At 64.8% G+C, this 12,194-nt stretch carries 8 protein-coding genes; 4 read left to right on the plus strand and 4 right to left on the minus strand.

What is annotated here, in order from left to right:
* Window positions 1–29 precede the first annotated feature (29 nt).
* The 4 genes from CAG11_RS19420 to CAG11_RS19435 all read left to right on the plus strand — a co-directional run bounded on the left by CAG11_RS19420 (window position 30) and on the right by CAG11_RS19435 (window position 8,000).
* A complete protein-coding gene (locus tag CAG11_RS19420) occupies window positions 30–3,137 on the plus strand; it encodes an efflux RND transporter permease subunit (protein ID WP_085597491.1) in 3,108 nt (1,035 codons plus the stop codon).
* Window positions 3,134–4,627 (plus strand): efflux transporter outer membrane subunit, encoded by a 1,494-nt coding sequence (locus CAG11_RS19425; RefSeq protein WP_085597492.1) that lies wholly within the window; start codon window positions 3,134–3,136, stop codon window positions 4,625–4,627. Before CAG11_RS19420 ends, CAG11_RS19425 begins: the two co-directional genes overlap by 4 nt.
* A gap of 313 nt (window positions 4,628–4,940) precedes the next feature.
* Complete coding sequence (locus CAG11_RS19430; RefSeq protein WP_085597493.1) at window positions 4,941–7,028, plus strand: bifunctional diguanylate cyclase/phosphodiesterase; 2,088 nt, start codon at window positions 4,941–4,943, stop codon at window positions 7,026–7,028.
* Window positions 7,029–7,253: 225 nt separating this feature from the next.
* Window positions 7,254–8,000, plus strand: coding sequence for an SDR family oxidoreductase (locus CAG11_RS19435; protein WP_085597494.1), 747 nt, complete (start codon window positions 7,254–7,256; stop codon window positions 7,998–8,000).
* A gap of 70 nt (window positions 8,001–8,070) precedes the next feature.
* Here the strand turns inward: CAG11_RS19435 and CAG11_RS19440 are convergent, their stop codons facing one another.
* From CAG11_RS19440 to mapR, 4 genes are all read right to left on the minus strand, one after another.
* Complete coding sequence (locus CAG11_RS19440) at window positions 8,071–8,634, minus strand: hypothetical protein (protein WP_085597495.1); 564 nt, start codon at window positions 8,632–8,634, stop codon at window positions 8,071–8,073.
* Window positions 8,635–8,677: 43 nt separating this feature from the next.
* Window positions 8,678–9,475 (minus strand): PoNe immunity protein domain-containing protein, encoded by a 798-nt coding sequence (locus CAG11_RS19445; RefSeq protein ID WP_085597496.1) that lies wholly within the window; start codon window positions 9,473–9,475, stop codon window positions 8,678–8,680.
* A gap of 15 nt (window positions 9,476–9,490) precedes the next feature.
* Window positions 9,491–10,531, minus strand: a complete 1,041-nt coding sequence (locus CAG11_RS19450) for a hypothetical protein (protein ID WP_085597497.1) — start codon at window positions 10,529–10,531, stop codon at window positions 9,491–9,493.
* Window positions 10,532–10,757: 226 nt separating this feature from the next.
* Window positions 10,758–12,167 carry a GntR family transcriptional regulator MpaR gene (gene mapR, locus CAG11_RS19455; RefSeq protein ID WP_053130369.1) on the minus strand — a complete coding sequence of 470 codons (1,410 nt, stop codon included), beginning with the start codon at window positions 12,165–12,167 and terminating at the stop codon, window positions 10,758–10,760.
* Window positions 12,168–12,194 lie beyond the last annotated feature (27 nt).

Raw genomic sequence — 12,194 nt, forward strand, 5'->3', positions numbered from 1 at the left:
TTGCAGCTTGAAGCTTGGAGCTGCCGCCCATGAACCTCTCCGGACCGTTCATCAAGCGCCCGGTGGCGACCATGCTGCTGTCACTGGCGATCATGCTGCTGGGTGGCGTCAGCTTCGGCCTGTTGCCGGTTGCGCCGTTGCCGCAGATGGATTTCCCGGTGATCGTGGTCCAGGCCAGCCTGCCCGGGGCCAGCCCCGAGGTCATGGCCTCCACCGTGGCCACGCCCCTGGAGCGTTCCTTCGGCGCCATCGCCGGGATCGACACCATGAGCAGCCGATCCAGCCAGGGTTCGACCCGGGTGATCCTGCAATTCGACCTGGGTCGCGACATCGATGGCGCGGCGCGGGAAGTGCAGGCGGCGATCAACGCCTCGCGCAACCTGTTGCCCAGCAGCATGCGCAGCATGCCCACCTACAAGAAGGTCAACCCGTCCCAGGCGCCGATCATGGTGCTGTCCTTGACCTCCGACGTGCTGGAGAAGGGCCAGCTCTACGACCTGGCCTCGACGATCCTGTCCCAGAGCCTGTCCCAGGTTCAGGGGGTGGGCGAGGTACAGGTCGGTGGCAGCTCGCTGCCGGCGGTGCGCATCGAACTGGAGCCGCAACTGCTCAACCAGTACGGGGTGGCCCTGGACGACGTACGCAACGCCATCGCCAATGCCAACCAGCGCCGGCCCAAGGGCTCGGTGGAGGATGACCAGCGGCTGTGGCAGATCCAGGCCAACGACCAGCTGGAGAAGGCCCGTGATTACGAACCGCTGATCATCCACTACAACAACGGCGCGGCCCTGCGCCTGAAGGACGTGGCCAAGGTCAGCGATGGCGTCGAGGATCGCTACAACAGCGGCTTCTTCAACGACGACGCCGCCGTGCTGCTGGTGATCAACCGGCAGGCCGGGGCCAACATCATCGAGACGGTGAACGAGATCAAGGCCCAGTTGCCGGCGTTGCAGGCGGTGCTGCCGGCCAGCGTCAAGCTCAACCTGGCCATGGATCGCTCCCCGGTGATCAAGGCCACCCTGCATGAGGCGGAGATGACCCTGCTGATCGCCGTGGTCCTGGTGATCCTGGTGGTATTCCTGTTCCTGGGCAACTTGCGCGCCTCGGTGATCCCGACCCTGGCAGTACCGGTATCGCTGGTGGGCACCTTCGCCGTCATGTACCTGTACGGCTTTTCCCTGAACAACCTGTCGCTGATGGCGCTGATCCTGGCCACGGGATTGGTGGTGGACGATGCCATCGTGGTCCTGGAGAACATCTCCCGGCATATCGACGAGGGCGTGAAGCCGCTGAAGGCTGCCTACATGGGGGCCAAGGAGGTGGGCTTCACCCTGTTGTCGATGAACGTCTCGCTGGTGGCGGTGTTCCTGTCGATCCTGTTCATGGGCGGGATCATCGAGAGCCTGTTTCGCGAGTTCTCCATCACCCTGGCGGCGGCCATCGTGGTCTCGCTGGTGGTGTCCCTGACCCTGACGCCCATGCTCTGCGCCCGCTGGCTCAAGCCCCACCTGCCGGGACAGGAGAATGCCCTGCAGCGCTGGAGCCGGCGCAGCAACGACTGGATGGTCGGCAAGTACGCCAGCAGCCTGGACTGGGTGCTACGGCATCGACGCCTGACCCTGCTCAGCCTGCTGCTGACCATTGGCGTCAACGTCGCCTTGTATGTAGTGGTGCCCAAGACCTTCATGCCCCAGCAGGACACTGGCCAGTTGATCGGTTTCGTCCGTGGCGACGACGGCCTGTCTTTCAGCGTGATGCAGCCGAAGATGGAGATCTTCCGCCGCGCCGTGCTCAAGGATGAGGCGGTGGAGAGCGTGGCCGGCTTCATCGGTGGCTCCAACGGCACCAACAACGCCTTCATGCTGGTGCGCCTGAAACCCATCAAGGAGCGCAGTATCTCGGCGCAGAAGGTCATCGAGCGCCTGCGCAAGGAGATGCCCAAGGTGCCCGGGGCCCAGCTGATGCTGATGGCCGACCAGGACCTGCAGTTCGGTGGTGGCCGCGAACAGACCACCTCGCAGTATTCCTACATCCTGCAGAGCGGCGACCTGGGCGAACTGCGCGAGTGGTACCCGAAGGTGGTCGCGGCGTTGCGGGCCTTGCCCGAGCTGACCGCCATCGATGCCCGGGACGGCCACGGTGCGCAACAGGTGACCCTGGTGGTGGACCGTGACCAGGCCAAGCGCCTGGGGGTGGACATGGACATGGTCACCGCGGTGCTCAACAACGCCTACAGCCAGCGGCAGATCTCCACCATCTACGACAGCCTCAACCAGTACCAGGTGGTGATGGAGGTCAATCCCAAGTACGCCCAGGACCCGATCACCCTGAACCAGGTGCAGGTGATCACCGCCGACGGGGCTCGGATCCCGTTGTCGACCATCGCCCATTACGAGAGCAGCCTGGAAGACGATCGGGTCAGCCACGAGGGCCAGTTCGCCTCGGAGAGCATTTCCTTCGACATGGCTGAAGGCATCACCGTGGAGCAGGGCACTGCCGCCATCGAACGGGCGATCGCCAAGCTGGGCATGCCCGAGGACGTGATCATCAAGATGGCCGGCACCGCCGACGCCTTCGCCGCCACCCAGAAAAGCCAGCCGTTCATGATCCTCGGTGCGCTGCTGGCGGTGTACCTGGTGCTCGGGGTGCTCTACGAGAGCTACATCCACCCGCTGACCATCCTTTCTACCTTGCCCTCGGCCGGCGTCGGCGCCTTGCTCTCGATCTACGTGCTGGGCAGCGAGTTCAGCCTGATTTCGCTGCTGGGGCTGTTCCTGCTGATCGGCGTGGTGAAGAAGAACGCGATCCTGATGATCGACCTGGCGCTGCAACTGGAACGGCATGAGAAGCTCGATCCGCTGCAGTCGATCCGCAGTGCCTGCCTGCAGCGCCTGCGGCCGATCCTGATGACCACCCTGGCGGCGATCCTCGGCGCCTTGCCGCTGCTGCTGGGCACCGCCGAGGGCTCGGAGATGCGCCAGCCCCTGGGCCTGACCATCATCGGCGGCCTGGTCTTCAGCCAGATCCTGACCCTCTACACCACCCCGGTGGTCTACCTCTATCTCGACCGCCTGCGCCACAAGTTCAACCACTGGCGTGGGGTCCGTACCGATGCCGCTCTGGAAACGCCGCTATGACCGAACACTCGTCCCGTCCCGTTTCGCTGTTGTCCGCCCAGCGCCTGGCCATGGCCCGGGGCTCACGGGCCCTGAGCCTGGGCCTGTGCGTGCTGTTGCTCAGCGCCTGCGCCATCGGTCCCGACTACCAGCGACCCGAAGTGGCCGAGCCTGCGCAATACAAGGCCGCCGAGGGCTGGCGCCAGGCCAGTCCCAGCGATGCCCTGGCCCGTGGCGCCTGGTGGGAGCTGTATGGCGATACCCAGCTCAATGGCCTGGTGGCCCAGCTCAATAGCGCCAACCAGAGCGTGGCCCAGGCCGAAGCCCAGTACCGCCAGGCCCAGGCCCTGGTGCGTAGTTCCCGCGGGGCGTTCTTTCCCAGTGTCGACCTGAGTGCCGGCAAGACCCGCGCCAGCCAGGGCACCGGCAGCAGCAGCTCGGCCCTGAGCAGTTCCAGCAGCGGTATCCGCGACACCTATAACACCCAGCTGGGGGTGAGTTGGGAGGCCGATATCTGGGGCAAGCTGCGCCGTGGCCTGGAGGCCAACGAGGGCAGTGCCGAGGCGAGCTTCGCCGACCTGGCGGCCATGCGCCTGAGCCAGCAGTCCGAACTGGTGCAGAACTACCTGCAACTGCGGGTGATCGATGAGCAGAAGCGCCTGCTGCAAGATACGGTGGTGGCCTATCAGCGGTCCCTGACCATGACGCAGAACCAGTACCAGGCCGGAGTCGCCGGCAAGGACGCGGTGGCCCAGGCCCAGACCCAGCTCAAGAGCACCCAGGCCGACCTGATCGACCTGATCTGGCAGCGCGCTCAGTTCGAGAACGCCATTGCGGTGCTGATCGGCGTGCCGCCGGCCGAGTTCAAGCTGGCCGAGGTGCAGAACGTCCCGCTACTGCCCCAGGTCCCCCTGGGCGTGCCTTCGCAATTGCTGGAGCGGCGCCCCGACATCGCCTCGGCCGAGCGGGCGATGATGGCGGCCAACGCCAATATCGGCGTGGCCAAGGCCGCCTATTATCCGGACCTGACCCTGAGCATGGCCGGCGGCTATAGCAGCAGCACCTACTCCAACTGGATCACGTTGCCGAACCGTTTCTGGTCGGTGGGGCCGAAACTGGCGATGACCCTGTTCGATGGCGGCCAGCGCTCGGCGGAGGTGGACCGCACGGTCGCGGTATACGACCAGACCGTGGCCAAGTACCGGCAGACCGTGCTCGACGGCTTTCGCGAGGTCGAGAACTACATGACCCAGCTCAAGGTCCTGGAGGACGAGGCGGGCGTGCGCCAGCAGGCCCTGGACTCGGCCCGCGATGCCCTGCGCCTGACCGAGAACCAGTACAAGGCTGGGCTCATCGGCTATCTGGATGTGGTCACCAGCCAGACCACCGCGCTGAGCAATGAGCGCAGTGTCCTGAGCCTGTTGCAGAGTCGCCTGATCGCCAGCGTGCAACTGATCGCGGCCCTGGGCGGCGGCTGGGATGGCCAGTTGCAGGTCAGCGAGCAGAAGTAGCCGGGAGCGGGGCAGCCATGGAGTCCCGCCACGACCGCGCGATACACAGCCTTCGCGATCGTCGTCAGCAGCTACAGTATTTGCTGTCGACGCCGATAAAGCAGGAAGCAACCGAGATTGTCCGGCGCCGGTCGAAAGACGCTCCTGTGAATGTGCCAAGGCCATGTCCATGAGCTTTGTAGGGGCTTGTGGACCCTCTGTCAGACTGATGGCCTTTTGCTAACTTTATGGATGCGTTATTTCCTGCAATCAGTACAATCTGCGGTTTTGCCCGCCGCGCAGGGATGTCGGCACAACGGCCAAGAGACGCCTAATGCTCATCGGTAGCTACTCCCCCGCACTGGTCCTGATCTCCATTTTCGTGGCGATCCTCGCTTCCTATACCGCTCTGGATCTCACCGGCCGCATAGCCACCGCCCAGGGACGCGCGGCCTACCTGTGGATGGGCGGCGGCGCTTTGGCCATGGGCATCGGCGTCTGGTCCATGCATTTCATCGGCATGCTGGCCTTTTCATTGCCCATCGACCTGGGCTACGACATTGGCCTCACCGCGCTGTCGTTGCTGATTTCCTTCCTGTCTTGCGGCTTCGCCCTATGGCTGGTGAGCCAGCCGCGCCTGCCAGTGATGCAGTTGCTGTTCGGGGCGCTGATCATGGGCTCGGGAATCAGCGGCATGCACTACACCGGCATGGCGGCCCTGCGCATGCAGCCGGGTATCGACTACGACCCGCAGCTGTTCGGCGCTTCGCTGCTGATCGCCTTCGGTGCGTCGCTGGCGGCGCTGTGGATCGCCTTCCGCCTGCGCCAGAACACGCCCTACGTACGCCTGGTGCGCACCGGCGCGGCGATCATCATGGGCTTCGCCATCGTCGGCATGCACTACACCGGCATGGCCGCCGCACGATTTTCCGGGGGCAGCTTCTGCGGTGCCCTGGCCGACGGCCTGAGTGGCAAGGGCCTGGACAACCTGGTGCTGATCACCACCCTGGCGGTGTTGATCATCGCCTTGCTGACCTCGGTGCTCGATGCTCGCCTGGAGGCGCGCACCGCCGTGCTGGCGCAGTCCCTGACCGAGGCCAACAAGGAACTCACCCAACTGGCCCTGCACGACACCCTGACCGGCTTGCCGAACCGCATCCTGCTGGCCGACCGCATCGACCAGGCCATGCACCGGGTCACCGCCCACGGTGGCTGCTTTGCCCTGATGTTCATCGACCTGGACGGTTTCAAGCCGGTCAACGACGCCTTCGGCCACCACATGGGCGACCAACTCCTGCGCGAGGTGGCCCAGCGCCTGCGCGAGGATCTGCGCAGCGAAGATACCCTGGCCCGGATCGGCGGCGACGAGTTCGTGCTGCTGGTGCAGCTTGCCGAGCCCGACGACGCCTTGCGCCTGGCGTCGCGCCAGGTGGGCTTGGTATCGCGTTCGTTCAAGGTGGCCGAGCACGAGCTGCAGATCTCCGCCAGCATCGGCATCGCGGTGTATCCGGGCAATGGCCAGAGCGCCCAGGAACTCTTGATGAACGCCGATGCCGCGATGTATCACGCCAAGGGCACCGGCAAGAACGGCTACAGCTTTTTCGATGCCTCGATGAACAACAATGCCCGGCGCCAGCTGCAGTTGCTCCAGGACCTGCGCAATGCCCTGGAACACCATCAGTTCCGCCTGCACTACCAGCCCAAGTTCGATGCCGTCGACGGCCGGCCGGTAGGGGCCGAGGCCTTGTTGCGCTGGGAGCATCCGCAGCACGGGCTGCTGATGCCGGACAAGTTCATCGAGCTGGCGGAGAAGACCGGCCTGATCATTTCCATCGGTGAGTGGGTGCTGGACGAAGCCTGCCGGCAGATGCAGCAGTGGTACGCCGAGGGTTATACCGATTGGCGCATCGCGGTGAACCTGTCGGCCATGCAGTTTTGCCATGGGGGGCTGGTCAACAGCGTGTCCGGCGCCTTGCAGCGCTACCACCTGCCGGCCAACAACCTGACCCTGGAGATCACCGAGACCACGGCGATGCATGATGCCGATGTCAGCATGATCGTCCTGCAGCAATTGGCGGACATGGGAGTGGACCTGTCCATCGACGATTTCGGCACCGGCTATTCGAGCCTGATGTACCTCAAGCGCTTGCCGGCCAACGAACTGAAGATCGACCGTGGCTTCGTCCGTGACCTGGAGCACGACAGCGACGACGCCGCCATCGTCTCGGCCATCGTCGCCCTGGGCCAGGCCCTGGGCCTGCGGATCGTCGCCGAAGGGGTGGAGACCGGTGTGCAACGGACCTTTCTCACCGAGCTTGGGTGCGATTCGCTGCAAGGCTACTACCTCGGCCACCCTATGCCTCCCGAGCGATTCCTCCAGGGTTTGCGCCAGAACCTGCAGAAACTCGAACGCGAAGCCTGAGTCCTGCAGGCAGCTGCGCCGCCGCAAGCCCTGGCGCACGATGCTCCAGGCTCGCCCCGTTACCTGGTCCTGCGCCCACCGTGCAGGCGTGCACAGCCTGCGGCAGCGGCTGCACAGAGCCTGTGCCTGGCCGATTGCGCCAAGGGCGGTCGGTTGCGGTTTTCATCACTGGCTGCGCGGTGTTTAATGGCTCGCGTTGAAATGATCAGTGAGGGAGTTGGCAGCATGGACAAAGTCATCGTCATCACCGGTGGCGGGCGGGGGATCGGCGCAGCCACGGCGTTGCTGGCCGCGCAGCAGGGTTTCAAGGTGTGTATCAACTACCAGGCCGACGAGCAGTCGGCCCAGCAGGTCCTGGAGCAGGTCCGTGCCCTGGGCGCCCAGGCGATCGCCGTACGGGCCGATGTCAGTATCGAAGATGAAGTCATCGGCCTGTTCCAGCGGGTCGACGCCGAGCTGGGCCGGGTTACGGCGCTGGTCAACAATGCCGGCACCGTGGGGCAGAAGTCGCGCCTGGAGGAAATGTCCGAGTTCCGCATCCAGAAGATCATGAAGACCAACGTCATGGGGCCGATCCTCTGCGCCAAGCACGCGGTGCTGCGCATGTCGCCGCGCCATGGCGGGCAGGGCGGCAGCATCGTCAACGTGTCATCGGTGGCGGCACGCCTGGGCTCGCCTGGCGAGTACATCGACTACGCGGCTTCCAAGGGCGCGCTGGACACCTTCACCATCGGCCTGGCCAAGGAAGTGGCGGGCGAGGGCATCCGCGTCAACGCCGTGCGCCCGGGCTATATCTATACCGATTTCCATGCGCTCAGCGGCGATGCCGACCGTGTCAGCAAGCTGGAGAGCGCCATCCCCATGGGCCGCGGCGGGCGTCCGGACGAGGTGGCCGAGGCCATCGTCTGGCTGCTGTCGGACAAGGCCTCCTATGCCACCGGCACCTTCGTCGACCTGGGCGGCGGTCGCTGATTCCTGGTCCATGAGCCGGTTTGTCGGCCAATAGCCCCTTAGCCTGGCACCAGACTGCGGATGCCAGGGTTCAGGGCAACGCGTCGACGGTGCGGCGGCGGGGCATGATCAGCAAGGCCAGCAGTAACCCCAGCAGGCCGGTGCCATAGCTCATCGACAGCGGCAGCAGGCGACTCAGGGTTTCGCCAGGGCGTATGCAGTTGTAGCCAAATCCATAGCCCTGTTCATCTGCCCAGACTCCCGGGACCTTGGTCACCGGTACCGATTCCGATGGCGCCAGTTGCTCATCCGAGAGCTCCAGCTTGGCATGGCTCGCTTCACGTGCCACCAGTTGTTCGATGGCCTGCAACTGGGCATCGTTGCAGCGGCTCTCGCTCCAGTTGTGCAACACCAGCAAGGCCGATAGCAGCAACAGCAAAGGCACTGGATAAAAGCGTCGGGTCGGCAACAGGGGCGCTACCAGCAGTCCGGCCAGGAAACCGGCCAGCAGCAGGTTGGCCCAGTACCAGCTGCCGCCTTCCCAGCTCGGCAGCATTGTCAGCATCAGCACCGGGGGCAGTACGACGCGGGCGAACAGCAGGCACAGGGCTGCGGCGAGGAGGGTGACCAGCAGGGTCTTGATCCAGGATTTCATGGCTGTTACGCCGCCTGTATGAGTGGAGCCAAAACGGCATGCATCAGACCTGTGCCGCCTGCCCGGGAATCCTCGGTGGGGTGAATCGGCGGGCATATTGGAGCATGTCCCGGGGATAGATCATGTGCCGCACCGCGCTATCGTCCAGGCCGTAGAGGTAGACGATGGCCGCGGCCTCGAAGGCCCAGTAGCCGAAGTAGCCGCCATCGTCGTCGAAACTATGGCTGTCGTGCCACGGAGCGTGCACGAAGGCCGGGTACCACTGGTTGCAGTACTCCACCAGCAATTCTCGGGCTTGCGCCGGGTCCTCGTGGTAGATCGCGCGCACCAGGGGCGTGTAGACCTCGTGGTACCACTCATCCACCTCCACCCGGTCGGCCAGGAAACCCTTGAGCAGGTCCTCGATCAGCACGTCCTCGCCATGGTAGCCGGCCCGATCCTGCAACAGCGCCACCCGTGGCAGCAGGTCGCTGCGTTGCAGGAGGATGCACAGGCTGATGACCTGTACGTACTCCTCGAAGTCATGAGGGTAGTGATCGATCGCCAGGGGCGCGATGTTCGGCAGTTCTTCATAGCGTGCCAGCTTGCGCTGGTAGTCCTCGTAGCTTTCCACCACTGCATCCAGGGCCTGGGCCAGCGCTTGCATGGGCTCGCCAGCGGTGTAGCCGAGGATCAGCCGGTGCAGGCGCGCTTGCTGCACCTGCCGGGCCTTGAGGGAGGCTTCCTGGAGGGGGCAGTCGGCCTCCATGGAGTGCTCCTGCCAGAAGGCCTCGGTGCCTTCCAGGTGCTCGCTGAGCTGGTAGTAGTGTTTGTGGCTGAGAAACACTTGCCTGCGGTTCATCGCGCTCGCCTCGGTTCAATAGGGGATCAGGGTGAAAGCCGGCTTGCGCTCGGACGCTTCCAGCAGCAGGGTCGGCAGGTCCACCTCGGTAGGCTCAAGGCACAGGATGCCGAGCTCCTCCTCCAGGGCTGGGCGGTCGGTCGCCAGTGCCTGGATCGGCAGGCGTTGGTAGGGGCGTGGGTCTTCGCCGTAGTAGACCTTGGCGGTGCCGGCAGGGATGCCTTCCAGGCGGGCGAAGCCTTCTTCGTCGAGGTGCCCCTGGATTTGCGAACCGTCGGTGAAGACCACCCGGTAGGCGGCACCGGACACGGGTTCGAGGTTGGAGTAATGCAGGTTCAGTTCCAGCCAGTGGCCGTCGCCGGTGAGGTGCTCCATGCCCTGGTTGATGGCTTGTGGAATGCTGGCGGCCTCGCGGGCCGCGGGCAAGGTACTGCTGGTACTGGCACTGCCTGCCGATTGCGGCTTGGGCAACAGGGCCGGGCCCTGGCTGTGGGCAAGGACCGAACTGTTGCGTTGCACCGCCAGCCACGGTGCGATGCGTTGCTGCACCGCTTGCATGAGCATCTGGCTGTGGTCCCGGGCCTCGTCCAGGTTGTGCAGCACCAGTTGCTGCTGGCGTGGGGCAAGGCCTGCGAAGGTCGAGGACGCCTGCACGCTACGGACGATCTCTGGCATTTCCTCGGTCAGGCGAGCGGGGTCCAGGGATTTTTCCAGTAGTTGTTCCGGGCTGGTCTTGATCCGGCAGCTCAGCAGCGTATGGCGGATCAGGTCGAAGAGTTTCTCGGCGTGGTGCCAGGGGGCGCGGTTGATCTGGCGCAGGATGAGCTTGAGTTCCTGCCCGGGGCCGGGGATCCAGCCGATCAAGGCCAGGGCCAGGTCGAAGAGGGCGTCTGCTTCGTCCTGGTCATTGTTCACTGCATCCAGTTCGAGGATCGCCTGGACCGTATCGTAGGCGTTGAGCTCCTGGGCCAGCAGCGGCAGGCGACCGCGCTTGATGGCTTGGCTCAGTTCGGCCTTGGCTTCTGGATAGTCGTCGTAATACAGGTCTTCGACCATGCCGTGCTCCTTCCCTGGAAAATTCGAGCGCGGATGCTGCATCAGTGCCTGCCTGGGGGCAAGTCGTTTGACCACCAAGGGCGTATCTCTGCGACCGCTGCACGCCTGTGCACAGCCTGCGGCAGCGGCCATACGAAGCGAGTCCGTAGCCGCTGTCGGGACTGCGCCAAGGTCCGCAGGACCTCAAGCGTTCGGCCAGTCAAGCACAGGCTGCGCTCGGCGGGGGTCAGAACGAGCGGATGATCCGCCCCAGGGTCTCCATGGCCTTTTCCATCGTCTCGTTCCAGGGGCTGCCGTAGTTGAGGCGAATGCAATTGCGAAAACGCTGGGTCGGGGAAAAGATCGGCCCGGGGGCGATGCTGATGCCCTGGGCCAGGGCCATCTGGAACAGTTTCAGCGAGTCCATCTGCGGCGGTAGCTCCAGCCACAGGAAGTAGCCGCCAGCGGGCTGGCTGACCCGGGTCTGGGCCGGGAAGTGCCGGGCGATCGCCGCCAGCATGGCGCTTTGCTGTTCTTCCAGGGCATAGCGCAGCTTGCGCAGGTGACGGTCGTAGCCGCCATGTTGCAGGTAGTCGGCGATCGCCGCCTGGGCCGGCATCGAGGCGCACAACGAGGTCATCAGCTTGAGCCGTTCGATCTTCTGTGCGTAGCGCCCGGCGGCCACCCAGCCGATGCGGTAGCCCGGGGCCAGGCTCTTGGCGAAGGACCCGCAGTGCATCACCAGGCCCTCGGTATCGAAGGCCTTGGCCGGTTTCGGGGCTTGCTGGCCGTAGTACAGCTCGGCGTAGACATCGTCCTCGATCAGCGGCACCTGGTGCTGGCGCAGCAGTTCCACCAGTTCCTGTTTCTTGGCCTCGGGCATGCTCGCGCCCATGGGGTTCTGGAAGTTGGTCATGCACCAGCAAGCCTTGATCGGATGGCGCTCCAGGGTCTGGGCCAGGACTCCCAGGTCGATGCCGTCCCGTGGGTGCACGGGAATCTCCACCGCCTTGAGCTTGAGTCGCTCCAGGACCTGCAGGCTGGCATAGAAGGCCGGGGCCTCGATGGCCACCAGGTCGCCGGGTTCGGTCACGGCCTGCAAGCACAGGTTCAGTGCCTCGAGGGCGCCGTTGGTGATCAGCAGCTCCTCCATGGGCAGCATCAGCCCCGCCACCATGTAGCGCAGGGCGATCTGCCGCCGCAGCTGCGGGTTGCCCGGCGACATGTCGGTGACCACCACCCGTGGGTCCATCTCGCGGCTGGCGCTGGCCAGGGAGCGGGACAGGCGCTGCAGGGGGAACAGGGTCGGGCTGGGGAAGGCCGAGCCGAAGGGCACGGTACTCGGGTCCTTGATCGAGTCGAGCACCGAGAACACCAGCTCGCTGACATCGACTTCGGTGGATTCGTTGACTTCGCTGCTGATCACCGGCTCGGAGAATGGGCTGGGCGCGTGGGCATTGACGAAGTAGCCCGAACGCGGACGGGCACGGATCAGCCCGCGGCGTTCCAGCAGGTAATAGGCCTGGAACACCGTCGACGGGCTGACCCCATAGGTCTGGCTGGCATAGCGCACCGAAGGTACGCGCTGGCCAGGACCCAGGACCCCGGAACGGATCAGTTCGGCGATGTCATCGGCGAATTTTTCGTAGCGTTTCATCTGCGGTGCAAGATCCAGTCTGGTCAT

This window comes from Pseudomonas sp. B6(2017), from assembly GCF_002112765.1.
GTDB classification, from domain to species: domain Bacteria; phylum Pseudomonadota; class Gammaproteobacteria; order Pseudomonadales; family Pseudomonadaceae; genus Aquipseudomonas; species Aquipseudomonas piscis.

Excerpts from the sequence above, each read along its gene's own strand:
- CAG11_RS19420 (WP_085597491.1), top strand. The coding sequence starts at position 30 with ATGAACCTCTCCGGACCGTTCATCAAGCGCCCGGTGGCGACCATGCTG.
- CAG11_RS19440 (WP_085597495.1), bottom strand. The coding sequence starts at position 8,634 with ATGAAATCCTGGATCAAGACCCTGCTGGTCACCCTCCTCGCCGCAGCC.
- CAG11_RS19435 (WP_085597494.1), top strand. The coding sequence starts at position 7,254 with ATGGACAAAGTCATCGTCATCACCGGTGGCGGGCGGGGGATCGGCGCA.
- CAG11_RS19430 (WP_085597493.1), top strand. The coding sequence starts at position 4,941 with ATGCTCATCGGTAGCTACTCCCCCGCACTGGTCCTGATCTCCATTTTC.
- mapR (WP_053130369.1), bottom strand. The coding sequence starts at position 12,167 with ATGAAACGCTACGAAAAATTCGCCGATGACATCGCCGAACTGATCCGT.
- CAG11_RS19445 (WP_085597496.1), bottom strand. The coding sequence starts at position 9,475 with ATGAACCGCAGGCAAGTGTTTCTCAGCCACAAACACTACTACCAGCTC.
- CAG11_RS19450 (WP_085597497.1), bottom strand. The coding sequence starts at position 10,531 with ATGGTCGAAGACCTGTATTACGACGACTATCCAGAAGCCAAGGCCGAA.
- CAG11_RS19425 (WP_085597492.1), top strand. The coding sequence starts at position 3,134 with ATGACCGAACACTCGTCCCGTCCCGTTTCGCTGTTGTCCGCCCAGCGC.